The sequence below is a fragment of the Catellatospora methionotrophica genome, assembly GCF_011297335.1.
In the GTDB taxonomy this organism is placed as follows: domain Bacteria; phylum Actinomycetota; class Actinomycetes; order Mycobacteriales; family Micromonosporaceae; genus Catellatospora; species Catellatospora methionotrophica.
Map to the genome: position 1 here is coordinate 810,846 of NZ_JAAOTJ010000001.1, position 26,500 is coordinate 837,345.

The following is a 26,500-nucleotide window of genomic DNA, read 5'->3' on the forward strand; positions in this document are numbered from 1 at the left end:
TCAGGCGTGCGGCGTGCTCAGACGTCATACAGCGCACTTCCTGTCTTGCACCACGTCGACCTCCGGCGCGCTTCTCCCATCCCGCTGTTGCTTCAAGGAGTTGAGCGATGTCCGATCCGACCCGCCGACAAGTGATCAAGACCGGTGCCGTGGGCGCCGGAGCCCTGCTCATGCCGCTGCCCTGGACCGCCGAGGCGCAGGCCGGCTCGGCTGCGCCCGCCGAGGTGCTCGCGGCCGACGACCTGGCGCTGTGGTACGGCCAATCCGCCGGCACCGACTGGTTGCGCGCCCTGCCCGTCGGCAACGGCCGCCTGGGCGCGATGGTCTTCGGCAACGTCGACACCGAGCGGCTCCAGCTCAACGAGGACACGGTGTGGGCCGGTGGCCCGCACGATCCCGCCAACACCGCGGGCGCGGCGGCGCTGGCAGAGATCCGGCGGCTGGTCTTCGCCAACCAGTGGGGCCAGGCCCAGGACCTGATCAACGCGCGCATGCTCGGCAAGCCCGTCGGGCAGCTCGCCTACCAGCCGGTCGGCAACCTCCGGCTGACGTTCCCCACCTCCGGCAGCGCCTCGCAGTACCACCGCCGGCTCGACCTGACCACCGCCACCACCTCGGTCACGTACGTGATGAACGGCGTTCGCTACCAGCGCGACGTGTTCGCCAGCGCGCCCGACCAGGTGATCGTCATGCGGCTGACCGCCGACCGCACCGGGGCGGTCACGTTCACCGCGGCGTTCGACAGCCCGCAGTCGTCGAGCGTGTCCAGCCCGGACAGCAGCACCATCGCCCTGAACGGCACCTCCGGCTCCATGGAGGGGGTGACCGGGGCCGTCCGGTTCCACGCCCTCGCCGGGGTGAGCGCCAGCGGCGGCACCGTCTCCAGTTCCGGCGGCACGCTGCGGGTCTCCGGCGCGACCAGCGTGACCCTGTTCGTGTCGATCGGGTCGAGCTACCTCAGCTACCGCGACGTCAGCGGCGACCACCAGGGCATCGCCCGCCGCCACCTCAGCGCCGCCCGCGGCCTGTCCTACGACAGCCTGCTCGCCCGGCACACCGCCGACTACCAGGCACTGTTCAACCGGACGACGCTCGACCTCGGCCGCACCTCCGCGGCGGACCAGCCCACCGACGTACGCATCAGCCAGCACGCGTCCGTCACCGACCCGCAGTTCTCCGCGCTGCTGTTCCAGTACGGCCGGTACCTGCTCATCGCCTCCTCCCGGCCCGGTACGCAGCCGGCCAACCTGCAGGGCATCTGGAACGACCAGATGAGCCCGCCGTGGGACTCGAAGTACACGATCAACGCGAACCTGCCGATGAACTACTGGCCGGCCGACACGACGAACCTGGCCGAGTGCCACGAGCCGGTGTTCGCGATGATCCGGGATCTGGCGGTCACCGGGGCCCGGACCGCCCAGGCGCAGTACGGGGCGAGCGGCTGGGTCACCCACCACAACACCGACGCCTGGCGCGCGACCTCGGTGGTCGACGGCGCGTTCTGGGGCATGTGGCAGACCGGCGGCGCGTGGCTGGCGACCCTGATCTGGGACCACTACCGGTTCACCGGCGACGTCTCGTTCCTGGGCGCCAACTATCCGGCGATGAAGGGCGCGGCCCAGTTCTTCCTCAGCACGCTGGTCACCGAACCGAATCTCGGCTACCTGGTGACCAACCCGTCCAACTCCCCCGAGCTGTCCCACCACGCCAACGTCAGCGTCTGCGCCGGTCCGACGATGGACAACCAGATCCTGCGGGACCTGTTCGACGGGTGCGCCGCCGCGAGCGAGGTGCTCGGCGTGGACGCCGACTTCCGCTCGCAGGTCCGCGCGGCCCGGCAGCGCCTGGCGCCGATGAAGGTGGGTTCGCGGGGCAACATCCAGGAGTGGCTGGCCGACTGGGTCGAGACCGAGCAGTACCACCGCCACGTCTCCCACCTGTACGGCCTGCATCCGAGCAACCAGATCACCAGGCGGGCGACGCCCACGCTGTTCGAAGCCGCGCGCCGGACGCTGGAGCTGCGCGGCGACGACGGCACCGGGTGGTCACTCGCCTGGAAGATCAATTTCTGGGCGCGGATGGAGGAGGGCGCGCGGGCCCACAAGCTGATCAGGGACCTGGTCAACACGTCCCGGCTCGCGCCGAACATGTTCGACCTGCATCCGCCGTTCCAGATCGACGGCAACTTCGGGGCGACATCCGGCATCGCCGAGATGCTGCTGCACAGCCACAACGCCGAGCTGCACCTGCTGCCCGCGCTGCCCTCGGCGTGGTCCACCGGCCGGGTGACCGGCCTGCGCGGCCGCGGCGGATACACCGTGGGCCTGACCTGGAGCTCGGGCCAGCTCACCGAGGCGGTGATCCGGGCCGACCGGGCCGGCGTGGTGCAGGTGCGGGCGCGGCTGTTCACCGGCGGCTTCACCGTGGTCGACACCGCAGACGGCTCCGCGGTGACCCCCGCCAGGGTCGAGTCCGACTGCGTACGGATCACCGTCCAGGCCGGCCGCACCTACCGCGCGCAGCCGACGGGACAGACGACGCCGATGTTGGAGCAGCTTTTCGCCAACGCCAGCACGACCAACGACGCCAACACGGGGGTGGGCGACTTCGACGGCAACGGGGCGACGCTGTCCGCGCAGGCCCTCGCCCTGGTCGGGGTGGTTCCCGGCGCGACCCTGACCCGTGAGGGAATCACCTTCCGGTGGCCCAACGTCCAGCCGGGCGGGGCGGACAACGCGATCGCCTCGGGCCAGTCCGTGGCCATCAGCGGCACCGGCAGCAAGCTGGGGTTCCTGGCCGCCGGAACGTACGGCGCGGTCGGCGGCACCGCCACCGTGGTCTACGCCGACGGCACACGCCAGTCGTTCACCCTCAGCGTCCCCGACTGGTACGGCGGACCCAAGAGCGGCGCCACCGCGGCGATCGCCATGGCCTACCAGAACCGGCCCGGCAACCGCCGGGAGAACACGGCCGCCACCATCTACTACGCGGGCGTGTCCCTGTCGGCTAAGCCCGTCGTGCGCGTCGAGCTGCCCAACATCAGTTCACGACCGGCGTCCGGCGTGCCGACGATGCACATCTTCGCCATGGCGATCGGCTCGTAGCAGGGCCCGGCCATCGATCTCCACATTGCTATGACGTCATACGTGTGATGTGATGCACGCCAGCGTTTCGCGCTGATGACGTCACCGGTGCCTGCTGCGCCTCCGCCAGCGGCTCAACTCGCGAAAGGACGCCCCCGTGGCTTCTGCACTCGGCCGCACCCCTCGATTGACGAAACGCCGATCCCGGCTGCTGCCCCTTTACACCGCCGCACTGCTGGTCGCCGTTTCGGCGCTGTCGGCCACGCCCGCCGCCGCCGCGGTCATGACCACCCTGTACGTATCGCCCACCGGGTCCGGCACGGGGTGCTCCACCGCGCAACCGTGTTCGCTGACCCAGGCCCAGTCGACGGTGCGCGGTCTCGCGCCGACGATGAGCGGGGACATCGTGGTACAGCTGGCCGGTGGCACCTACGCCCTGTCCGCGCCGCTGACGTTCACGTCCGCGGACTCGGGCGCGAACGGCTACACCGTGTTCTGGCAGGCCGCGACGGGCACCCAGCCGGTCATCTCCGGCGGGCAGCGCGTCACGGGCTGGACCCAGGTCGACGCCACGCAGAACATCTGGCGCGCCGCGGCGAACGCCGGTTTCGACAGCCGCCAGCTCTACGTCGACGGCCGTATCGCGACCCGGGCCCGTACCCAGGTCAACCGCGGTGACTTCACGATGACGACCAGTGGTATGACCTTCACCAGCAGCGCGCTGGCGTACCTGAACAACGTCGCCGCGGAGGACCGCGTCGAGCTGGAGTCGGTGAACTCGTTCACCGACCGGTACGTGCCGGTGCAGTCCATCAGCGGCAACGCCATCACCATGGAGCAGCCGGCCTGGAACAACAACACCTTCGGCTACGACACGCTGAGCAGCCCGTTCCGCGCCGGGCCGATGTACCTCGTGAACGCCCGTGAGTTCCTCGACACCGCCGGCGAGTGGTACCTGGACACCTCCGCCGGCCAGCTCTACTACAAGCCGCTGAGCGGCGAGAACATGTCCACCGCCGATGTGCGGCTCCCCCGGCTGGAGTCGCTGCTCCGGGTGGGTGGCACCTACGCGGCGCCGGCCCATCACCTCGCCTTCGCGGGCCTGCAGTTCTCGCACACCAGCTGGCTGCAGCCCAACACCGGCCAGGGCTACGCCGACCAGCAGACCGGCGCGTACATCTACGGCACGTGGTCCCGGCCGTCGAACTGGCTGAGTTCGTGCCAGTCGGGCTGCCCGCAGTTCGAGGCGACCCGGCCCCACTGGCGGCAGATGCCCGCGGCGGTGCAGGTGTCGGCGGCCAACGCGATCAGGTTCACCGGCAACCGGTTCACCAACCTCGGCCAGGTCGGCCTGGGCATCGGCAACGACGCCAACGCCCACGCGACCGGCGTCGGGCTCGGCGCCGCCGACATCGACGTGATCGGCAACACCTTCGAGCAGATCGCGGCCGGTGCCGTCATCGCCGGTGGCGTGCAGGCCGACGCGCACCACCCCGGCGACAGCCGGATGACCAACCGGGACATCGTCTACAGCGACAACTCCGTCCACGACGTGGCCATCGACTACCGCAGCCACGTCGGGCTGCTCATCACGTACGCCGCCGACTCGGCCATGGCCAACAACGAGGTCTACAACCTGCCGTACACGGGCATCTCGATCGGCTACGGCTGGGGCGCCAACGATGCCGGCGGCGCGCAGGACTACATCGACCGCGGGCTGTACAACTATCAGCCCCGGTACACGAGCGCGACGATCGCGGCGAACTACCGCGTGCAGGCAAACTACGTCCACGACGTCATGCGCCAGATGACCGACGGTGCGGCGTTCTACGCCCTGTCCGCGCTGCCGGGCACGACGATCAGCCAGAACTGGTTCCGCAACACCAACGGCTGGCTCGGCCTGTACTTCGACGAAGGCGCGCGGTACATGTCGGCCGGCAACAACGTGTTCGACAACATCGGGCAGTGGGCCTACGGCCAGCACTGGGCCAACAACAACACCGGCAACCTGACCCTGACCAACAATTGGACGACCAGCACCAACACCAACATCACCAGCGGCTCGCGCGGCAACACCAACACCGGCACGGTGGTCGTCACCGGCGGGAACTGGCCGACGGCGGCGCGTACGGTGATGAACTCCGCAGGCGTGCGGCCCTCCACCCAGCAGGGCGTCACCATCGCCGGCGGTCAGTCCGGGCGCTGCGTCGACGTGCCGAACGCCGGCTCGACCAACGGCACCCAGGTGCAGTTGTGGGACTGCGGGGGCGGCACCGGCCAGCGGTGGACCTACACCACGAGCAGGCAGCTGATGGTCTACGGCAACAAGTGCCTGGACGCCACCGGCCAGGGCACCGCCAACGGCACCCGCCTGGTCGTCTGGGACTGCAACGGGCAAGCCAACCAGCAGTGGAACGTCAACGCCAACGGCACGATCACCGGCGTGCAGTCGAACCTGTGCGTGGATGCGAGCGGCAACGGCACCGCCAACGGGACCCTGCTGCACCTGTGGGGATGCCACGGCGGCACGAACCAGCAGTGGGCCCTGCGCAGCTGATCCGGCCGTGCAGCGGGGTGGGGACGATGTCGTCCCCACCCCGCTGTCGTGCTAACGCGTGGCCCGCCAGAAAGCGTCCGGCACGGGTATACGCATTCCCGCCGCGGCGGCTCGCACGTGCTCGGCCGATCTCATGCCGCTGACGACCGCGGCCACAGCCGGGTGACGCAGCGGGAACTGCAGCGCGGCCGCCGGCAGGGTCAACTCGTGCTCCCGGCAGGTCTCGGCCAGCCGCCGGGCCTGCTGCAGCACCCGCTCCGGCGCCGGTCGGTAGTTGAAGCTGGCGCCGTCGGGCGGCCAGGGCCGGGCCAGGATGCCCGAGTTGAAGGGCGCTGCCGCGACCACGGCCACTCCCCTGCGCTCGCACTCGTCGAGCAGCCGCTCACCGGACCGGTCCAGCAGGGTGTACCGGCCGGCCAGCATGACGGCGTCGAGATCGGTCTCCAGCACCATACGCAGCGGTGCCTGCCACTGGTTCATGCCGACGCCCACGGCACGGACGACACCCTGGTCACGTAGCGCGATCAGGGCGGGAATCGCCTGGTTGACCGCCTCGTCGACGGCGTCGTCAGGGTCGTGGACGTAGACGATGTCGATACGGTCGACGCCCAGCCTGGTCAGACTCTCCTCGATGCTGCGGGCCACCCCGTCGGCGGTGAAGTCCCAGACGCGCACCAGGTCGTCGGGGACGTCGAAGCCGCCGGCCGCGAGGTCGGAGCCGGTCGGTGCGGGATGCGGGTGCAGCAGGCGGCCGACCTTGGTGGACAGGACGTAGGCGTCACGCGGGTGGGCGCGCAGCGCCGCGCCCAGCCGCCGCTCGGACAGTCCGAGCCCGTAGTGGGGTGCGGTGTCGAAATGGCGGATCCCTGCCTCCCACGCGGCGTCCACGGCCCGCGCGGCGTCGAGGTCTGATCCGGCGTAGCCAAGGTTGCCGATCCCGGCCGCGCCGAAGCCGAGCGTGGACACGCTCAGTCCGGTGCGGCCGAGCGGCCGGGTGGGCATCGTGGCCGGGGCGGGTGGGTTCACGGTGGCTCCTCTGGTTCCGGTCGAGGCCGGGGCGGCGGGTCAGGGCAGGCGCCACACCAGGGGCAGCGGTCCGCGCTGGGACACCGTCATGTCCAGCATCGGGTGGATGACCTGGTGCCAGCGTCCGGTCAGCGCCAGTCGCGCCATCGCGGTCTCCATCCCGTCCCAGTCGTCGCACACCACGGTGTGGAACAGGTCGAGCCCGTCGCGCCAGATGTGCCACGAGTGGACCCCGCTGTCGCGCAGGGCCTGTTCGTGCTCGGGCGAGAGCTTGGCATGGATGCGTTCGTACTCGGCTTCCAGGCCGGGCCTGAGCCGGGTGTGCAGTGCGATCACCTGCATGGGTGCTCCTTGTCGATCGTCGTCACCGGGCGGCCGCGCAGTCGAGCAGCACCTTCATCACGCCGGTCCCGGATTCCAGTGCGGCGAACGCCTCGCCGACGCGGTTCAGCGGCTCCACCTGGGTGATCAGCTCCGCGGCCGGGATGTGGCCGGCGGCCACCAGCTCGACGGCGGTCGCCATGTCGTGCCTGCTGTAGAGCCGCGCGCCCAGCATCGTCAGTTCGCGCCAGAAGAAGCGGTGGAGGTCGACCTCTCGCGGTGCGGCATGGATCGCCACCATCACCAGCCGCCCGCGGGGGGCCAGGGCCCGCACGCCGGTGGCGACTCCGGCGGCCGCACCGGAGACCTCGAAGCTGACGGCGGCTCCCTCGCCGCCGGTCCAGTCGCCGACGAGCGCGTTCGTGTCGGCGGTGGCGGGGTCGGCGGCGGTGAAGCCGAGCTGGTCGGCGACGGCCCGCCGCTGCGGGCTTGGCTCCAGGACCAGCACGTGCGCTCCGATACGCCGGGCGACCACGGCGATGAGCAGTCCCACGGGCCCGCCGCCGACCACGACGGCGTGCTCACCGGCGGCCAGACCGCTGCGGCGTACGTCGTGCACCGCCACGGCGGTCGGTTCGGCCAGCGCGCCGTGGGCCAGATCGAGGGTGCCGGGCAGGCGGACCAGTGCGCTCGCGGGCACGTTCCAGCGCTGTTGCATGGACCCGGCGCTGTCGATGCCGATGAAGGTGAGCTGGGGGCAGACGTTGCCGTGTCCGGCGGCGCAGGTCCGGCAGGCGCCGCAGGGCAGCACCGGCAGGACGGTGACCGGGTCGCCGGGGTGCCAGCCGTCGACGCCGTCGCCGAGCCTGGCCACCGTTCCCGACATCTCGTGCCCGATCACCGCCGGGACGCCCACCCGCCGATCCATCACGCCGTGCAGGATGTGCAGGTCCGTGCCGCAGATGCCGGTGTAGGCCACGTCGACCTGCACCTGGCCGGGGCCGGGCGGGCTGTCGGGCACGTCGATGACGCTCAGGCGGCGCTCGCCTTCGTATACCGCGCGATGCATGGCTTTCCTCTCGCCTGCCGGGATCGGATCGAGCGAAGATATGACATCATATGTTTACCCGCATCACAATGCCCGCCCGTTTCCGCCTACCCCTGGAGCGTCACATGGCCCACCCTCCACCTGCGACGATCATCGACTCCCACCTGCACGTATGGGATCCCGACCGCGGCGTCTACCCGTGGCTCGGCAACCACCTCGCACCGATCGACCGCACCATGACACTGTCCGAGGTCGCACCCGAGCTGGCCGACCGCGGCGTCGGAGGGGTCGTGCTGGTGCAGTCCGCCGACGACGACTTCGACACCGATCTGATGCTCGAGATCGCCGGATCCGACCGCCGGGTCGTCGGGGTGGTCGGCTACGTTCCGCTGCACCGGCCGTCCGTGGCCGCCGCCCGGCTCGCGCGGCTGCGCGACGATCCACTGTTCGTCGGAGTACGCAACCTGATCCACGAACGCGAGGACCCGGCCTGGATCCTGCGACCGGATGTCGACGCCGGACTCGGCCTGCTCGAACAGGCCGGTGTGCCGTTCGACTTCGTCGCCGGCGGCCCCGAGGCGCTGGCCACGGCCGCCGAGGTCGCCCGCCGCCACCCCGGGCTCCACCTGATCCTGGACCACCTCGGCGCGCCCGCGCTCCGCACCGGACACGACCATGCCGAACGCTGGTCGCAACAGCTGGAGTTCCTCGCCGGCCGCCCCCACGTCTACGCCAAGCTCTCCGGGCTCTACCTGGGACCCGACCCTGAAGGCGACGCACTGGCCCGGCTCGGTGTGCACCTCCGTGACGCGCTGCGGCTGTTCGGCACGGACCGGTTGATGTACGGCGGCGACTGGCCGATCTGCCTGCTCCACGAGCGCTACGGCCGCACCCTGGACCTCCTCCGCCATGGCCTGGCCGACCTCGACGCCGCCGGATGGCGCGACGTGCTCGCCGGCACCGCCACGCGGGTCTACGGCCTCGACCAGAACCGGGTCGCCGCAGCCCGCTCGTGACAGGCCCGGCCCGGTGCCGCCCCGGCGACACCGGGCCGTGGCCTGGTGCGGGATCACCTCAGGCGGGCCGGGTCAGGTCGGCCACGTCCAGCCGATAGGCGCTGACCGCGGTCGCCGCGAAGACGTCCCGGTGCAGCCCGCCGAACAGCGTCGTGATCGCCCGCAGCGACTCGGGATAGGTGGCCGCCAGCCGGCACATCGGCCAGTCCGAGCCGAACATCAGCCGTCGCGCGCCGAACACCTGCACCGCGTGGTCCACGTAGGGCCGCAGGTCGTCCACCGACCACCGTTCCCAGTGCGCCAGCGTCACCAGCCCGTTGAGCTTGGCCAGCACGTTGTCGCACGCGGCGACCGGCTCGATCTCGCGCTGCCAGTCGCTCAGCCCATCGGCACCGCCGGTCACCCACGGCGACCCGGCCTGCTGGAGCACGATCCGGGCGTGCGGCATCGCCTGGGCCAGGCGCGCCACGGAAGCCAGCTGCTCGGCGCGCACCGCGAACTCGATCACCAGGTCGAGTCCGGCCACGGTGGACAGACCGGCCCGCACCGCCGGCCGGTCGAGAAAGTCCTCGGGCTGCTCATACACGCGCTCGTGCAGCGCGACGAGGCATTGCCCGCCCGGTTCGGCGCGGAGCTTGCCGATGATCTCACCGAGGTCGGGGTCGGCCAGCGGGGCCCAGCCCACCACGCCCACCACCCACGGGGTCCAGGCGGCGATCTCGAGGCACCGCGTGGTGTCGGCCGAGGTCACGCCTTCTGCCTCGACGAGCACGCAGGCGTCGACCTCCGATTCGCTCAGTTCCGCCTTCAGCTCGCCGAGGCCGTGGTCACGCCGGACAGGGGCGTACCCGTCGGCGGCGAGGTGGGGACTGTCCGCCGCCCACAGTTGCGCGTGCGCGTCGACGATCACCGGTGCCGCCGGTGATCGGTGACGGCCGCGCGAACGGCGGGCCTGGCCGGGCAGGCAGAAGACCGGTCCGCGGCGCGGCCGGCGCAGTCGAGCTGCTGCACTGCGGTACTCCGTATCGTCGTGGCGATCGGCGGTGGCCGGGCTCAGGTCCGACCCAGGTGACGCCGACCCGCACGCGGCGGGGTGCGGGCCGGCGTCGGCTGAGGGTGTTCACGCTGCTGAGGCGGGCACGTTCCGACCCGGCAAGGGTCCAGGAAGGCATCGTGCCCATCTGAGCGCTGCACTCTGCGCGCTAGCTCATCATACGTATGACGTCATAGCAAGACCCGATGCGAGAAATCGCAGGGCGACCTGCCGCGGATCGCATCATGAAGAGCGTCGGGCTGGGCGACTCGGGTCAGCGGGCGTTCTGGCGGCGGGCGGCCGAAGCCGACGGGGCCTGCGCGTCGGCCTGCGGCCGCCGGCGGCTCCACGAGCCGGTGATGTGGGAACGCATCGTGGCCGCGGCGGCGGCCGGATCCCTGGACAGGATGGCGTCGTGGATCGCCTGGTGCTCGTCCAGGGTCTGGCGCATCACGGCCTCGTTGTACTCGCCGTGGTAGCGCATGCTGCCGCGAGCCTTGTCATGGATGCTGTTGACGATGGCGCGCCCGAGCCTGTTGCGCGACGCGGCCATGACCATGTCGTGGAAGTGCGCGTCGGCGGCGGCGAACTCCGCCACATTGTCGATCTTCGAACGCATGAGTTCGAGGGAGGCGCTGATCCGCAACCGGTCTTCGCCGGTGTACGAGGTCGCCGCGGCCGCGGCCATGTCGGCCTCCAGCGCGGTGCGGGTGGCGACCAGCTCGTCCAGGAAGGAGAGGTTGGCGTCGTGGGCGATGATCGCCGTCAGCACCACGTCGTCGAGCAGGTTCCACTGGCGCGGGTCGGTGACCTGGGTGCCCCGGCCGTGCTCGATGCGGACCAGGCCCTTCTCCTGCACCACCTTGACGGACTCGCGGATCACCGTGCGGCTGACCCCGAACTGGTCGCACAGATCCGCCTCCGGCGGCAGGGTCGAGGCCGGGGGGAGGACACCGCGCACGATGTCGTTGACGATCTGCTGCACGACGTTGATGCCCAGCTTGGTCCCACGGGCCCGGGGCGGGATGGCGTCACCTGCGGATGCATGGGGTATGCCGAACGGGTCGGCCACTACGTGCCGCGTCAACGCGCCCTCCCGGATCAGTGGTCGCCGGACCACCAGACCCGACGACGACGAGTGTACGGCACGCTGTTAAGACGTCACAGGTCAGATGTCATACGTCACTGTCCTGTCTCCGTACCAGGAAGATTCTTGCACGAATGGTTATCTGCGCGCACCGGGCAGGGTCGCATGGATGCGATGCCCCTCGGATCGCAGTGTCAGCGCGCACGCCGACGGCGCGCTGACACTGCGATCGGCTCGGGCGGCCGCCCTCACTCAACCGCACCCGCCCGAGCGGGCCCGCACCCGTGAACGCGGGCCACCCCCGCTCAACCGCCGACCGCCAGCAGTCGCCGGCCGGCCCGTTCCGGACGCACGCCCGGCCCGTCGAAGGGCACCGTGGCCGGACGCAACGCACAGGCCGCCATCGCGGCCTCGTCCAGGGAGATCCCCAGCCCCGGCGTATCCCCCAGGACGAACGATCCGCCCTCGATCCGCAGGTCGATGTCCATGCCGACCGGCGGCCACAGCACCTGCAGCTCGCTGACCAGATGGTTGGGCACCGACGTCGCCGCGTGCAGCAGCCCGACCGGGTTGGTGCCGATCGGGCTGATCGGCAGGTCGTAGGCGTGGGCCAGGGCCGACACCCGCAGGAAGTGGGTCACGCCCCACACCGACGCGGTCTGCACGATGTCCAGTGCACCGGCCGCCAGCAGCGGCCGGAACTGCTCCAGCCCGCTGAGGTTCTCGCCGCTGGCGACCGAGGCACGCGTGCCCCGCCCCACCGCGGCATGCCCTTCGGCATCCCAGCGGCGCACCGGTTCCTCGATCCAGATGAGATCCAGCGTGCGCTCGAGTTCGGCGACGTACCGGACCGCCTGCTTGCGGCTCCAGCACTCGTTCGCGTCGAGCATCAGGCCGGGCCGGGACCCACCACCGGCCTCGGCGAGCATGTCGCCGACCAGGGCGAGCCGGTGCCGGTCGCGATCGACGTCGAGACCGCCCTTGAGCTTGGCCGCCCGGATGCCGCGCTCGGCGTAGGACCGGTAGGTGGCGACCAGGTCGTCGTCGGGCAGGCCGATGTCGAGTGCGGAGGCGTAGGCGGGCACCTGGCGGTCGCGGCCGCCGAGCAGCCGCCACAGGGGCTGGCTCGCGGCCTTGGCTTTGATGTCCCACAGCGCGGTGTCGAACGCCCCGATAGCCCCGAAGACCGCGCCCGAGTGCCCGGCTTTGAACGTCTGGCGCAGCATCCGGTCGTACAGCGCGGTCACCGCCCGCGGGTCCTCCCCGTCGATCGCGGCGAAGATCGCGTCCAGCTCCACGTGCGGGCCCATGCCGACGCCGGTGAGGCCGTCGTCGGTGGTCACCACGACGACGGGCACCTCGGTGAGTCCGTCGGCGTACACGCCGTTGGCGTCACCGACGGGGCGGCCCCATTCCTGCACGGTGTTGAGGGCGCGATACCCAGTGATGCGCATGTCAGCCTTTCGTCGAACCAGCGGTGACAGCGTCGGCGATCCGGCGCTGGAAGAACAGGTAGACCGCCAGTACGGGCACGGCAGCGATCAGCACCCCCGAGGCGAAGGTGGGGATGTCGGCCGAGTACTGACCGCGCAGCGACGTCACTCCGACCATGAGGGTGCGATGCTCCGCTGACGGCATCATCAGCAGCGCGACGAGCACGTCGTTCCAGCAGAACAGCGCGTTGAGCACCCCGACCGACAGCAGCGCGGGCCGGCCCATCGGCAGCATGATCCTGCGGTAGACCCCGTAGGTCGTGTTGCCGTCGATGCGCGCCGCGTCGACGATCTCCGCCGGAATGGCGCTGTAGTAGCTGGTCATCAGGTAGATGGTGAAGGGCAGGTACTGCGCCACGTAGGCGAGGATCAGCCCCGGATAGGTGTCCACCAGCCCGGTGTCGGCCATCGTCCGCACCAGCGGCACCATGATCACCTGGAAGGGCACGAACAGCGCCGCCAGGCACCCCAGAAACAGCGCCCGCGAGCCGCGAAAGCGCAGGTGGCTGAGCGCGAATCCGGCCATCGAACCCAGTAGCAGCAGCAGCGCGACGGCACCGGTCACGACGATCACCGAGTTGGCGAAGTAGCGCGCCGTGCCCGCGCTGGTCCAGGCCGTGGCGATGTTGTCCCAGCGGATCGCGTCGGCGAACGTGAACCGGTCCAGGATGTACTCGCGCCGGGTCTTCATCGCCGCGTTGCCGGTGAACACCAGCGGGTAGATCGTCGCGAGCGCGAGCAGCGCCATGGGCAGGGCGATCAGCCATCGGCTGAGGCGTGCGCCGCGCATCAGTCCTCCCGGCCGGTGCGCCGCAGGAAACTGACCTGTGCGAGCCCTACGACGAGCATGACCAGGAACAGCACCGTGGAGGCGGCCGAGGCGAACGCCGGGCGGTTCATCTGGCCCTGCTGGATCCAGATGTAGTACTCGGGCAGGTAGGTCGACCCGCCCGGACCTCCGCTGGTCATCACGTAGATCAGCCCGAACATCGACGTCAGCATTCCGATCATGGTGGTCACGAACACGAACTGGATGGTCCGGGACAGGCCCGGAATGATGACGTGCCAGATGACCTGCGACAGCCGCGCCCCGTCGGACCGGGCGGCGTCGAGCAGGGCCGGATCCAGCGTCGCGAAGCCGGACAGGAACACCACCAGCGACATCCCGAAGGTGGCCCAGACGTGTACGCCGACGACGGTGAACATCGCCACGTCGGAGTCGCCCAGCCAGTCGACCGGGCCGAGCCCTAAGGCCTCCAGCAGCTTGTTCGCGGGGCCGTCGAAGGACAGGAGCAGGTTGAAGATGGATCCTACGATCACCGGGGAGAGCACCGCGGGGAAGAAGTAGACGCTGCGGTAGAGACGGTGCCCGGGTACGCGCAGGTAGATGAACGTCGCGAGCATGCCGGGGATCGCCACCGCCACGGGCAGCAGCAGCACCAGCCAGGCCACGTTGCGCAGGGCGCCGAGGAACAGGGGGTCGGCGAACAGCTCCGCGTAGTTGTCCAGGCCGACCGCCGCACCGTTGCGCTCGCCGTCTCCGGTGAAGGAGAAGTTGACGCCGAGCAGCAGCGGCCACAGCCGGAACAGCACGATGACCAGGACGGCGGGGGCGATGAGCACGAACGGGGAGAGCCGTTCGCCCGACAGCGCGCCGGTCCTGCGCCGGCCGCGTGCCGTGGTGGCCGCTCCATCGGCCCGCCCCGCCAGAGCGGAGCGGGCCGACAGCGGCGTGAAATCACCGAGCGGCACGGTGGTCAGCCTCGGTCCGACTCGCCGAGCTGCTTGAGCGCGGCGTCGACGGTGACGGAACCGTCGAGGATCTGCTGGGACAGCCGGCCCATCAGTTCGATGGTCTTCGACGACAGTGCGACGTGTAACGCGGGCTTGCCGGTCTTGAGGTCGGCGACCAGCGAGGTGACCGCAGGCTCGGCGGCCTTGACGGTGGTGTCGGACACGACCGCGCCGGCGTTGGTGTAGAACGCGGTCAGCGCCTCGGTCGAGGTCAGCGAGCGCACCAGGTCGGCGGCCAGGGCCGGGTCCTTGGTCCACTTGGCGACCCCGTAGCCGATGCCGCCGTCGAACGGCAGGCTGGGGGTGGCGCCGTCGGTGATGACCGGCGACTTCATCACGCCGACGTTCTCGGGGCCGAGAAACTCGTTGAAGTCCTTCCAGTGCCCGATGTCGGACATCAGGCCGATGATGTTGGTCGCCTTACCCGCCTGGAAGATGCCGAAGGCGTCGGTGAACATCGTGGTCGAGTTGCCGCCCTTGCTGTTCAGCCCGCGGTCCTCGACGTCCTTCCACAGCTGGAAGATCTGCCTGACGTGCGGGGAGTTCCAGTCGCGGCGACCGGCGATCCAGTCGTCGTACTCCTGGGGGGACAGCGCCCCCGAGCCGAACGCCGACAGGAAGAACTGGATGCCGGCGCCCTCCTTGTTGCCCAGAGCGAAGCAGGTGGCCTTCGTCGCCTTGGTGATGGCGGCGCAGTCGGCCGTGAAGCCGCTCCAGGTGGTCGCGGGGCGCTGCGGGTCGAGCCCGGCCTTCTTGTACAGGTTCTTGTTGAAGTAGATCGGGTGGCCCTGCAGTGTCACCGGGGCGGCGAACACCTTGCTGTCCCTGGTGAACGCGGCCCACCCGGTCAGCCGGTCCCTGTCCGGGGTGACGTACTGGTCCAGCGGGACCAGCGCGTCGACGCGGTCGCGGATCTGGCCGCCGCCGTTGAACATCATGACGTCGGGGCCCTTGCCCGCCTGGATGGCTGCGCCGAGCAGGGTGTAGTACTGGTCGAACGGCTGGGCGACGAACTCGACGGTCACGCCTGGGTGCTTCTTCGCGAAGTCGGCCTTCGCCTTCTCCACGTATGCGGTCGCGGTCTTGTCACTGGACTTCCAGTCCCACACCACGAGCTTGCCGCTCGCCGCGTTGGACGAGGGTTCGTCGCCCGTGGCGCTTCCACAGCCTGCCAAGGCCAGCATCGCCGCGACGGCGGCCGGCCAGAGTACGCGCTGCTTCATTGATTCTCATCTCGAGAATGGCCGGAAGTGCCGGCCGTCAGCTGGAATGCAGCCAAGCTAAGTCATATGATGTGTGATGTCAACGCACCACTGTGGACAGCAGCGACCACCGGCGGGGCTATCACGTCACACGTTCCTGGCCCGCTCACGCGACAACCCTGGGAGAGAACATGAACCTGCGCCACCGGCCCCGCCACAGGCTGGCCGCGTTCGCCGTCGGCCTGCTACTGGCCGCATCGGCCGTCAGCCTGCCCAGCACCACCGCCCACGCCCTGGACAACGGGGTCGCCCGTACGCCGCCGATGGGCTGGAACTCCTGGAACACCTTCGGCTGCAACATCAACGAAGGCCTGATCCGGCAGCACGCCGACGCGATGGTCAGCAGCGGCATGCGCGACCTCGGCTACCAGTACGTCGTGGTCGACGACTGCTGGTTCAACCCGAACCGGGACTCGGCCGGCAACCTACAGGGTGACCCGACCCGGTTCCCCAGCGGCATGAAGGCGCTCGGCGACTACCTGCACGGCCGCGGCCTCAAGTTCGGCATCTACCAGGTGCCCCTGGACCGGACCTGCGCGCAGTACTTCGGGTCCTACCCCGGCGCGACCGGCAGCCAGGGCCATGAGGCCCAGGACGCCCGGCAGTTCGCCGCCTGGGGGGTGGACTTCCTCAAGTACGACTGGTGCTCGCCGACCGGCACCATCGACCAGCAGGTCGCGACCTTCGCCAAGATGCGCGACGCACTCGCCGCCACCGGCCGCCCGATCGTGTACAGCATCAACCCCAACAGCATCCACGCGAAGACCGGGCCGCTGCGCAACTGGGGCGACGTGGCCAACATGTGGCGGACCACCGAGGACATCACCAACGCGTGGGACACCGGGCAGGCCAACGGCTACCCGATGGGCATCCAGAACATCGTCAACGTCACGGTCCCCCTGGCCTCCTACGCCCGGCCCGGCCAGTTCAACGACCCGGACATGATGGAGGTCGGCCGGGGCGGCATGAGCGACACGGAGATGCGCAGCCACTTCGCGCTCTGGGCGGTCATGGCCTCGCCGCTGATCGCCGGAAACGACCTGCGTTCCATGTCCGGCGCGACGCAGACCATCCTCAAGAACGCGAACCTGATCGCGATCAACCAGGACGCGCTCGGCCTGCAGGCCACCCAGGTCTCCCACGACGGCACCCGCCGCGTGCTGGCCAAGCGGCTGGCCAACGGCGATGTCGCGGTCGCGCTGTTCAACCAGGGCTCGACCACCACCAACGTCTCCACGACCGCTGCGGCCGCGGGCAAGACCGGCACGTCCTTCACCCTGCTGGACGCGTGGACGAACGCCACCAGTTCCACGAGCGGGACCATCGCGGCCAGCGTTCCGGCGCACGGCACGGTGGTGTACCGCGTCAGCGGCGGCGGCACCACTCCCCCGCCCACGACGGCGACCTTCGTGAGCGCGCCGTCCGGACGCTGCCTGGACGTCCCGCAGAGCAGCACCGCCAACGGCACCCAGCCGGTCATCTGGGACTGCAACGGCGGCGCGAACCAGCAGTGGGCCGTCAACGGCGCTGCGCTGCAGGCGCTGGGCAAGTGCCTCGACGCACCGCTCAATGCCACGGCGGGGGCCAAGGTGCAGCTCTGGGACTGCAACGGCGGCACCAACCAGCAGTGGAACGTCAACTCCGACGGCACGGTCAGCAGCCGCCAGTCCGGGCTGTGCGTCGACGTCAGCGGCAACGCCACCGCCAACGGAACGCTGGTGCTGCTGTGGACCTGCACGGGTGCGGCCAATCAGCGCTGGACCCGCCGTTAGCCCGAGGCAGCGGACGCGGGCCGCGGTGACCTGGCTCCGGCACCGCGGCCCGCGCTGGGCCCCACCGTAGTTCCATCATACGTCATACGTCAATTGATCGATGGCGAGGCGGCCGGAGGCGACTTGCGCCCCCGGCCGCCGGGGCCACCCGATCGTGGTGCGGGTTTACTGGGAGATGAGACTGAACCGCTGGTTGGCCTGGCCGTTGCAGGCGTAGAGCTGCACCTGGGCACCGTTGGCGGCGCTCCAGACATCCAGGCACCGGCCGGACTGGACCCCGGTGATGGTGCCGTTGGCGTTGAGGTTCCACTGCTGGTTGGCCTGACCGTTGCAGCTGTAGATCTGGATCTGGGCCCCGTTGCCGGAACCGGCCGCGTCCAGGCACTTGTTGCCGTACACGGTCAACTGCTTGCCGGAGGTGTAGGTCCACTGCTGGTTGGCCTGGTTGTTGCAGTCGTAGAGCTGCACCCGCGTGCCGTTGTTCTGCGACGCGCTGGGCACGTCGACGCAGCGGCCCGACTGTGCGCCCACGATCCGGCCGATGCCGCCCGACGGAGGTGTCGGCGAGGCGCTCGGGCCAGGCGAGGTCCCCGGCGAGGGCGAGGTGGGCGGCGACTGCGACGGCTGCGGCGAGGCGGCGTTGAGGGCGTTGAGCACCGAGGTGTACGCCGACTTCGCACCGCCGCCGCTGTTGAACAGCAGCGGGCTCTCGCTGGAGCGCCAGGAGTCGCTGTCGCGCACGCCCCACACGGTGATGCCGATGCAGCGCGCCACGTTCATGCAGGCCTGGGTGAGGCCGGCGTACTGCGAGGTCGAGGCGTTGGTGACGTCGACCTCGGTGAGGGCCACGTCGACCCCGAGGGCGGCGAAGCTCGACAGGGTGGTCTGGAAGTTGCCGGGCAGCGAGCTGCCGCCGGTGAAGTGGGTCTGCAGGCCGACGCAGTCGATGGGCACGCCCCGGGACTTGAAGTCCTGGATCATGCGGTACACACCCTGGGTCTTGCCGTAGCTCCAGTTCTCGATGTTGTAGTCGTTGTAGCACAGCTTGGTCGACGGGTCGGCCGCACGGGCGGTGCGGAAGGCCACCTCGATCCAGTCGTTGCCGGTGCCCTGCAGGTTGGACGAGCGGCGGCTGCCGTCCTCGTTGAAGGCCTCGTTGACCACGTCCCAGGCGGCGAGTTTGCCCTTGTAGTGGGCCATGACGCCGTTGATGTGGTCGATCATCGCCTGGCGCAGGTTGCTGCCGTTGAGGCTCTGCATCCAGCCGGGCTGCTGGGAGTGCCAGGCCAGGGTGTGTCCGCGGACCTTGATGCCGCGCTGGTTGGCCCAGTTGTAGATCTGGTCGCCGGCGCTGAAGCTGAACTGGCCCCGGTTCGGCTGGGTGGCGTCGGGCTTCATCTCGTTCTCGGCGGTCACCATGTTGAACTCGCGGGCCGAGATCGAGGTGTACGTCGAGTCGCCGAGCCGGCTGGCGGCGATGGCGGTGCCGAAGTACCGCCCCGACTGCGCGGCCGCGGCGCCGAGGGTGCTGGCCGCCGCGTTGGCGTTCGGGATGACGAGCACGACGGTCAGCACGGTGAGCGCACCGGCGGCCAGGGTGAGCGAGGCGGTGCGCAGCGGCGATCGTCGCCGTGGGTTCCGGCCATGATGCGCGGCGGAAGGCGCTGTCATCACGGATCTCCTTTCGTGGTCGGCGCTTGCGTCGTCTCGGGCGATCGGCGCGGCACCGTGGGATCGGGCATCGATACCGGGGCATGTTGCCACGCTTGGATGTCTGCCGCAACGGGAACTTTTCGATAACTTCCGGAAGATGATCACTGAGCAAATGGGACACGGGCTCGTCGCAACACCGGATCCACACCCGTCTGGGGCGACGTTTATAGAGCTCTCGGCGCTCTTATAGCGATCATCATGACTGGCCGAAATCCGCCCGTCGCGCGGCGCGAAAATAGACGGCATAGTTGATCCATCGTGGTACTACCGAAACTTCCGGACCACCTTCGGAACGGCTCAGGCGGCGGCCATCATCGCGACGGTGTGCGCCGTGATGCCGATCGGGGGTTCGCCCGCCGACCGGCCGACGACCTCGACGACGTGCCTGCGCGCAGGCTCGGCCAGGCCGTCGTAGATCTCGACGAACACCTCGCGGGCGCGCGTACGCGGCCAGCCCGCCGGCAGCAGCTCCACGGGCAGCTGCGGATCGAGCAGGGGGATGTGCCGGTAGGCGTCCATGATCTGGGTACGGGCCCGGACCGCGGCCGCTCCGGCGATCCGCCCCTCGCGGACGTCCGGCAGCAGCGGCCGCCACTGCCGGTCGAACGCCGCGTAGTGCTCGGCGATCCCGGCGATGTCCCACGCCTCGATCGGGTTGCGGTCCGCGGTGGCGGCGAGGTCCACATGCGCTGCCCGGAAGACGGTCATCGCACCGGCTCCGTGCATGGCCAGCCGCCTGGCGACGGTGGGATTCCACGGATCCGGCGAGACCCACAGCCCGTCGTACAGCGGCGCGAAGCCCAGCCATCGCAGCTGGCCGCGCAGCGATCGCCGCCGCGTGTCGTGCTCCTGCGGCACCGAGAAGGCGACCAGGGTCCAGGTGCCGTCCCACGGGCGCGGCTGCTCGGCGAAGCGCGCGATCCAGGTTCCCCCCGCTGCGAGCTCGTCGGCGGCGTCGCCGGTCAGCCGGTAGAAGCTGTGCCTGCCGTCGCGGCTGCCCTCCAGCACGCCCCGGCGGGCCAGGCGGCTGATCGCGGTCCGGGCCGCGCCGCTGGTGATCCCGAACTCGCCGAGCAGGGTGGTGACGGCGGCCGACGGCAGCCAGGCGCGGGTGGGCAGCGTGTAGTCGGCGACCAGCGTCGTCGCCAAACCCTGCGGCGAGTTGCCCGCCTGGCGCCGGGGCAGCCGGGAGCCGGCCACATCGGGGAAGGTCTCCTCGATCTCGAACAGGTTCACCAGGACTCCGGCGCTGCGACGACCACACCCCGCGGCCCGGGGTTGCGCCCATCGTAGGTGCGACGCCGGGACAGCGGTGGCCATCCGAGGCTTTCGATTGACACTTTCCTGTCCGACCGGCATCCTTCATGGCACACGTCGTCGAGGGAGCCCGACGCGTACGCAATGGAAGTCCGGCACACGGACAGGGGTAGGCCAGGGCAGGCCGACCCGCGACTGTTGCTATCGAGGAAATGCCATGACACGAACGTCCAGTTCACGCCGAAACCGCTGGTCTACTCACCTGTGCGGCTGCCTGAGCACCGCCTGCCGGCGTCCGCGCGCTGACGAGGGTCGTCGACCCGGTCTCGTGATCGGCGAGACCGGGTCGACGGCGCATCGTCAGCTGCGCAGACTCCATTGCTGGTTGGCACCGCTGTTGCACGCCCACAGGACGAGCCTGGTGCCGTTGGCGGTCGCCGCGCCGGTGGCGTCGACGCACAGACCGGACTGCACGCTGGAGATGGTGCCGTTGGCGTTGAGGTTCCACTGCTGGTTGGTGCCGCCGTGGCAGTCCCAGATCACCGCAGCCGTGCCGTTGGCCGTGCCGCTCCCGGAAGCGTCCAGGCACTTGTTGCCGTAGAGGGTCAGCTGCTTGCCGCTGGTGTACGTCCAGCGCTGGTTGGTGCCGCCGTGGCAGTCCCACAGCTGCAGCTGGCTGCCGTTGGCGGTGGCGCTGTTGGGGGCGTCGACACAGCGGCCGGACTGGCCGCCCACGATCTGGACGTTCTGCCGACCGCCCCCGCCGGCGCCCTCCCGCCGGACGATCGACTTCGACTCCACCGAGCGAACGCCCTGCGCGTCGACCACGTAGAGCCGGTACTCACCGGCCGCGGTGGGCACGGCGACGGAGGTCGCGGTGCCGTCGGCGCGGGTCATCGTCGCCCCCGCGGTGAAGCTGGTCGTGCCGTAGGGGGCGAGCCAGACGGACCTGGTGGCGTCGCCGGTGCTCCGGATCGGGATCGACGTTCCGGAGCTGCCCACGTAGGTGCCGGCCGGGAGCACATAGTCGGGCAGGACGAGATTGCCCGGCGGGATGATGCTCCGGTAGGCGTCCTCCAGCCCTGAGTTCACGGCGATGCCGTAGGCCGCCGCGGGCCAGACGTAGTCCGACGACACGAGGATGTCGTGGACCGTGCTGCCAGGCAGGTTCTTGTTCGACACCTTGTTGACGGGGCCGTACGTCTGCGTGATGCTCAGGTCGTGCTTGCGGCCCCAGTCGTCGGAGTTGACGAGCCAGGTGACGTTCTTGTCCACGCTCAGCACGTTGTCGCGGAACGTCAGGTACGCGGAGCCCTCGTCGGGGTGCAGCCCGTACTTGTGCCCGGACGGCACGCCCTGCAGGTAGTTGTCGCTGATGGTGGTTCCCGGCTGGCTGCCCAGGGTGTAGATGGGCGCGGTGTCGCTGAGCCGCTGCACCGTGTCGACGAAGTGGTTGTAGCTGATGTTGTTGTTGCGCGCCGTGGTCGTCGGGCGGTTGGGCGCGATCGAGCCCGCCGAGCCGTCGAAGTTCCACCAGCCCCAGCCCATCGTGATGCCCGACCACGGCGCCTTCTCGATGCGGTTGCGCTGCACCGTCAGGGTGTCGACGAAGTAGGCGGTGACGGGGCTGTGCCCGTTGAACAGCACGGCGCTGTCGTAGAGGTAGTTGTTCCTGATCTCGATGCTCTTGGGCAGGCCTTCGACACCGACCGGGTACTTCTCGCGGTTGCTCGACGTATGGTCGCCGATGTACACGTGCTGGGGGTGGCCCACGCTGACGGCCGACCCGGCGATGTCGTTGGTGAAGTTCCCGATCAGAGACGAGTTCTGCACGTCGTTGACCATGCCGACGCCGTCGGCGCCGGTGTGCTGGATCCGGTTGCGCTGCAGCAGGATCCCGTCGGCGTTCTGGATGTCGACGGCGGTCGGGGTGACGTCGACGTTGCGGTAGTGGTAGACGTGGAAGTTGCCCTTCGCGTACGCGGTGGCACCCAGGTTGCCCTGCTGCGCCTGCTTGTACGACGAGCCCGCCACGGTGAACAGGTTCCAGTCCGAGTGCTGCACGGTGAGCCCGGACAGCGTGATGTTGCGGGCGTGGCCGCTGGTGGAGGTGCCGGCGATCCGGAGCAGTGTGGTCACGTTGGCGGGGGCGAAGACCGTGGCGGTCGCCATGTTCTCCGAGCTCGCCTTGTAGTAGTACAGGGTGCCGGTGGACTTGTTGAAGAAGAACTCGCCGGGGGTGTCCAGGAACTCGTAGGCGTTCATGACCTTGTGGCTGCCGCCGACCTGGGCGTTGCCGTTGAAGGCGCCCTGGGCGATGGCCGCGCCCGGCTGCTGGAACAGCGCGATGCGGCCGGAGCCGTCGCTGGTCACCTGGCGGACTCCGACGATGGCCGTGGTCCAGGTGGTGCCGGTCTCGATCTCGATGTCGTCGTGGTTGCCGTTGACGGCGGGAAAGTCCGACGCGCTGTACCTGGCACCGTCACACTGTGCACCGGACTCCCAGGCCCATGCGGCCTGACCGGCCGTGATGTTGTACGTCCCGTAGCATCCGGCAGACGAGATCGTCTTGGACGCCATGTACGCGCGCCTGTCGTTGACGTACAGCGCGCGCAGCTTGTTGGCGCGGCTGAGCGGCGCCTTCCAGATGTTGCCGCTGTGCTGGGTCCACCCGGTCACCTGCACGCCGCCGTCCAGGATGGGCGTCTCACCGGGGTGAGCGGCGTAGACGACCCGGTGGCCGTTGGTGCCCGAGTCGGCTGTGCCGAACTCGACGGTGCTGCTCACCGGGTACGTGCCGCCGCGAAGATACACATGGATGTCGCCGGTCATGTTCGTGTTGACGGTGCGGACGAGGTCCCGGGCGCGTTGCACGGTCCGCAGCGGCGAGCCGATGGTGCCGGGATTGGCGTCGTTGCCGTTGGGGGCGACGTAGTACGTCGCCTGGACCGCGGCCGAGGCCGGTGCCGGCGCGGCTACGGCGGCCGCCATCGAGGCACCGATGAGGGCCGCGACCGCCACCAGTGATCGTCCTACGGTCGACAGAGCTGACTTCACGTCTCTTCCTTTCGAATACCGCAGCTCGGCGGTGCCCGCCGCTGCGTCCGGAGTGCGTGCGGGCCGGCACTGTGCGGCCGGCCCGGTGGTCCCGGTCAGCTCCGGGTGCTCCACTGCTGATTCGCGCCGCCGTGGCAGCTCCACAGCTGGAGCTTGGAACCATTGGCGGTCGCCGCGCCCGACACGTCGACGCACAGCCCCGACTGGACACCGGTGACGGTGCCGTTGGCGTTGAGGACCCACTGCTGGTTGGCCTGGCCGTTGCAGTCCCAGATGATCACGGCGGTGCCGTTGGCGGTCCCGTTGGCGTTGGCGTCCAGGCACTTGTTGCCGTACACCGTGAGCTGCCGGTTCGCGGTGTAGGTCCAGCGCTGGTTGGTGCCGCCGTGGCAGTCCCACAGCTGCGGCTGGGCGCCGTTGGCGGTGCTGGAGTTGGGCACGTCGGCGCAGCGTCCCGACTGCTGGGCCACCAGCAGTACGTTCGACTGGCCGGGAGTGGGGCTGCTCGGCGGCGCGGAGCTCGGTGGGGAACTCGAGCCGAACTGCGACAGGAACCGCCAGGCCTCCGCCTTGGTCCAGGTTCGGGCGCCGTCCTCGCAGCCGGAGCAGTTGTCCACCGGCGCCGGCCCGTGACCGCCGTCGAACGCGGCCCACTGCACCGGATACCCCGACCGGCAGGAGTAGGTGGTCGTGATGTGCCGACCGCTGCCCACCGAAGGTTCCGGGGCGTTCTGCTGCGCGCAGCCGTTGTTGCGCAGGAAGGCGTCGCGTAGCGAGCGGCCCTGCGAGATGTTGAGCACGTTGTCGGAGATGCCGTGGATGCCGAAGTAGGCGATCGGCTGGCCGCCGCCGCCGCAGCCGGACAACTGCGCGCCCGAGTACACCACCACGGCGCGGAACACGGCCGCGCGGGCGCAGGCGAGCGCGTAGCTCATGCCTCCGCCGTAGCTGAAGCCCATGGCGAACCGCTGGGTGGTGTCGACGCACAGGTCGGTCTCGATCATGCGGATCATGTCGTCGGTGAAGGTGACGTCGGCGCCGCCGGAGTTGGCCCAGCCGTTGCCGAGTCCCTGCGGGGCGACCAGGACGGCGCTGTTGTCGGACTGCTGCTGCATGCCGTAGTACGACCAGGTGGTCCCGCTGCTGCCGCCCGACGAGACGTCGTTCATGGTCCCTCCCCGCCAGTGGTAGGCGAAGATGAGCCGGTAGGGGCGGGAGTTGCTGTAGCCGTCGGGAACGCGCAGATTGAAGCTGCGGCTCTGACCGCCGCTCTGGATGGTGTACGTGCCGGTGCGCAGGGTCGGGGCCTTGCCGCATCCGGCGGTCGTCGCGGCGTACGCCGCCGGGCCGGTCAGCGCGGTGGCCACGAGGGTTCCCGCGAGGACGACGGCGGATGCGCCGAGCGCGGCGAACCATCGTTGCCGGGCCTGTCGGTGGTGGATGGATGTCACGGTGTCGTCTCCTTGCCGGGAGGGAACCGCACTGCCGTCATCCGGTTGCGACCGGGGCGGGACAGCACGGCCAGACCGCCGCGCCGGGCGGGCAGGCGGTTGATCTGTCTGCGGGGGTGGTGCCGGACCTGGATGTGACGGCCGGTGAGCCGGTCACCGGCCCGGTGGTCGCCGCACCGCTCAGCGGGCTGAGCGGCGGTCGGCTCGCTGCCCCAGGCCGACTGTCCCAGTGGGACAGCGCCACCGTAACGACGTAACACGTCACATGTCAACGACCGTCAGTACTACCAAGGTAGATGGCAGATTCATCCCTTGACGCATCCAATGTTATCGGTCACATTGGAGCGAATACATCACACGTCATCCATGTTGTGAACGAAGGGAACGACCATGGGCAGGTACGCGCGCCGGCTCGCCACGGCGGCGGCCACGCTGGCATTGACCGTCGCGGTGACCGCGATGCCGGGTGGCGTGGCCCACGCCGAATCCAACGGCGGGGTACGGGTCATGCCGCTGGGCGACTCGATTACCGAGGGCACCCAGGTGCCGGGTGGATACCGGATCGGGCTCTGGCAGCGGACCGCCTCCGCCGGATACCGCGTCGACCTGGTCGGCACGCAGTTCAACGGACCCGCCGCCCTCGGCGACCACGACCACGAGGGCCACCCCGGGTGGCGGATCGACCAGATCGACGCCAACATCGGCGGCTGGCTCCAGAACACGGCCCCGCGCACGGTCCTGCTGCACATCGGCACCAACGACGTCCTGCAGAACTACCAGCTCTCCGGCGCTCCGGGCAGACTGTCCGGGCTGCTCGACCGCATCACCGCCGCGGTCCCGTCAGCCGACGTCTTCGTCGCGACCATCATCGCGCTGAGCAACACCGGCCAGGACAGCGCCGCCCGCGCCTTCAACTCCGCCATTCCCGGCATCGTCCAGAGCAAGGTCAACGCCGGTCGGCGCGTCCACCTCGTCGACATGCGCAGCGCGCTCACCACTGCCGACCTCATCGACGGCATCCACCCGACCGCGACCGGCTACGACAAGATGGCCGCCACCTGGTACGCCGCGCTGCGCGCGGTGCCCGGCAGCATCGGCACGCAGACCACCCCGACATCGTCCGCGCTGGTCGGCGCGGCCTCCGGGCGCTGCCTCGACGTGCCCGGCAGCAGCACGGCCAACGGGATCCAGCCGATCATCTGGGACTGCGGCGGCCGCCCGAACCAGCAGTGGACCGTCAGCGGGCAGGCCATCCAGTCGCTCGGCAAGTGCCTGGACTCGCCCACCGGAGCCACCCCGGGGACCAAGGTCCAGATGTGGGCCTGCAGCGGCGCGGCCAACCAGCGATGGAACATCAACGGCAACGGCACCGTCAGCAACGCGGGTTCCGGACTCTGCCTGGACGTCTCCGGCAACGCCACCGCCAACGGCACCCCGGTGATCCTCTGGTCCTGCACCACTGCGGCCAACCAGCGCTGGACCCGCGTCTGAGCCGCTGCGGCAGGTCCCCGTGGCGCGGCGTCACCAGGA

At 69.9% G+C, this 26,500-nt stretch carries 19 protein-coding genes; 5 read left to right on the forward strand and 14 right to left on the reverse strand.

What is annotated here, in order from left to right:
* The first annotated feature begins 107 nt into the window (after nt 1-107).
* On the forward strand, nt 108-3,104 hold the full coding sequence (locus tag HAV40_RS03615) for a glycoside hydrolase family 95 protein (protein WP_166378932.1): 2,997 nt from the start codon (nt 108-110) through the stop codon (nt 3,102-3,104).
* Nucleotides 3,105-3,240: 136 nt separating this feature from the next.
* A complete protein-coding gene (locus tag HAV40_RS03620) occupies nt 3,241-5,640 on the forward strand; it encodes an RICIN domain-containing protein (protein WP_239086700.1) in 2,400 nt (799 codons plus the stop codon).
* Between the two features lie 51 nt (nt 5,641-5,691).
* Here the strand turns inward: HAV40_RS03620 and HAV40_RS03625 are convergent, their stop codons facing one another.
* Genes HAV40_RS03625 through HAV40_RS03635 form a run of 3 tightly spaced genes read right to left on the reverse strand, consistent with a single transcriptional unit; the run spans nt 5,692 to nt 8,056 of the window.
* A complete protein-coding gene (locus HAV40_RS03625) occupies nt 5,692-6,666 on the reverse strand; it encodes an aldo/keto reductase (RefSeq protein WP_239086702.1) in 975 nt (324 codons plus the stop codon).
* A gap of 39 nt (nt 6,667-6,705) precedes the next feature.
* Entirely contained in the window at nt 6,706-7,008 is a 303-nt protein-coding gene (locus tag HAV40_RS03630; protein WP_166378934.1) for an L-rhamnose mutarotase, read from the reverse strand.
* A gap of 22 nt (nt 7,009-7,030) precedes the next feature.
* Nucleotides 7,031-8,056, reverse strand: coding sequence for a zinc-dependent alcohol dehydrogenase (locus HAV40_RS03635; protein ID WP_166378936.1), 1,026 nt, complete (start codon nt 8,054-8,056; stop codon nt 7,031-7,033).
* Nucleotides 8,057-8,160: 104 nt separating this feature from the next.
* Between HAV40_RS03635 and HAV40_RS03640 the strand changes: the two genes are divergently transcribed.
* Nucleotides 8,161-9,051, forward strand: coding sequence for an amidohydrolase family protein (locus tag HAV40_RS03640; RefSeq protein WP_166378938.1), 891 nt, complete (start codon nt 8,161-8,163; stop codon nt 9,049-9,051).
* Between the two features lie 58 nt (nt 9,052-9,109).
* On the opposite strand, the gene HAV40_RS03645 is transcribed toward HAV40_RS03640, so the two are convergent.
* The 6 genes from HAV40_RS03645 to HAV40_RS03670 form a co-directional block, all read right to left on the reverse strand.
* Complete coding sequence (locus HAV40_RS03645) at nt 9,110-9,961, reverse strand: amidohydrolase family protein (RefSeq protein ID WP_166378940.1); 852 nt, start codon at nt 9,959-9,961, stop codon at nt 9,110-9,112.
* Nucleotides 9,962-10,358: 397 nt separating this feature from the next.
* The gene (locus HAV40_RS03650; protein ID WP_166378942.1) at nt 10,359-11,171 is read right to left on the reverse strand and encodes a FadR/GntR family transcriptional regulator; all 813 of its coding nucleotides are present in this window, start codon (nt 11,169-11,171) and stop codon (nt 10,359-10,361) included.
* A 305-nt stretch (nt 11,172-11,476) separates the two neighbouring features.
* Nucleotides 11,477-12,625 (reverse strand): mandelate racemase/muconate lactonizing enzyme family protein, encoded by a 1,149-nt coding sequence (locus HAV40_RS03655; RefSeq protein WP_166378944.1) that lies wholly within the window; start codon nt 12,623-12,625, stop codon nt 11,477-11,479.
* Between the two features lies 1 nt (nt 12,626).
* Entirely contained in the window at nt 12,627-13,454 is an 828-nt protein-coding gene (locus HAV40_RS03660; protein ID WP_166378946.1) for a carbohydrate ABC transporter permease, read from the reverse strand.
* Nucleotides 13,454-14,416 (reverse strand): carbohydrate ABC transporter permease, encoded by a 963-nt coding sequence (locus HAV40_RS03665; protein ID WP_203671634.1) that lies wholly within the window; start codon nt 14,414-14,416, stop codon nt 13,454-13,456. Before HAV40_RS03665 ends, HAV40_RS03660 begins: the two co-directional genes overlap by 1 nt.
* A 5-nt stretch (nt 14,417-14,421) precedes the next feature.
* Nucleotides 14,422-15,681 (reverse strand): ABC transporter substrate-binding protein, encoded by a 1,260-nt coding sequence (locus HAV40_RS03670; protein WP_166378948.1) that lies wholly within the window; start codon nt 15,679-15,681, stop codon nt 14,422-14,424.
* A 302-nt stretch (nt 15,682-15,983) separates the two neighbouring features.
* On the opposite strand from HAV40_RS03670, the gene HAV40_RS03675 reads away from it, so the two are divergent.
* A complete protein-coding gene (locus HAV40_RS03675) occupies nt 15,984-17,492 on the forward strand; it encodes a glycoside hydrolase family 27 protein (protein ID WP_409364991.1) in 1,509 nt (502 codons plus the stop codon).
* A gap of 165 nt (nt 17,493-17,657) precedes the next feature.
* Here HAV40_RS03675 and HAV40_RS03680 read toward each other — a convergent pair whose 3' ends face one another.
* The 5 genes from HAV40_RS03680 to HAV40_RS03700 form a co-directional block, all read right to left on the reverse strand.
* Entirely contained in the window at nt 17,658-19,163 is a 1,506-nt protein-coding gene (locus HAV40_RS03680) for an endo-1,4-beta-xylanase (RefSeq protein WP_166378952.1), read from the reverse strand.
* 339 nt (nt 19,164-19,502) lie between these two features.
* Nucleotides 19,503-20,441, reverse strand: coding sequence for a PaaX family transcriptional regulator (locus tag HAV40_RS03685; RefSeq protein WP_308441052.1), 939 nt, complete (start codon nt 20,439-20,441; stop codon nt 19,503-19,505).
* A 381-nt stretch (nt 20,442-20,822) separates the two neighbouring features.
* A complete protein-coding gene (locus HAV40_RS03690; protein ID WP_166378954.1) occupies nt 20,823-23,519 on the reverse strand; it encodes an RICIN domain-containing protein in 2,697 nt (898 codons plus the stop codon).
* A gap of 95 nt (nt 23,520-23,614) precedes the next feature.
* A complete protein-coding gene (locus HAV40_RS03695; RefSeq protein WP_239086703.1) occupies nt 23,615-24,970 on the reverse strand; it encodes a ricin-type beta-trefoil lectin domain protein in 1,356 nt (451 codons plus the stop codon).
* A complete protein-coding gene (locus HAV40_RS03700) occupies nt 24,967-25,230 on the reverse strand; it encodes a hypothetical protein (protein ID WP_166378956.1) in 264 nt (87 codons plus the stop codon). Before HAV40_RS03700 ends, HAV40_RS03695 begins: the two co-directional genes overlap by 4 nt.
* Before the next feature lie 130 nt (nt 25,231-25,360).
* On the opposite strand from HAV40_RS03700, the gene HAV40_RS03705 reads away from it, so the two are divergent.
* Nucleotides 25,361-26,461 (forward strand): RICIN domain-containing protein, encoded by a 1,101-nt coding sequence (locus HAV40_RS03705; protein ID WP_166378958.1) that lies wholly within the window; start codon nt 25,361-25,363, stop codon nt 26,459-26,461.
* Nucleotides 26,462-26,500 lie beyond the last annotated feature (39 nt).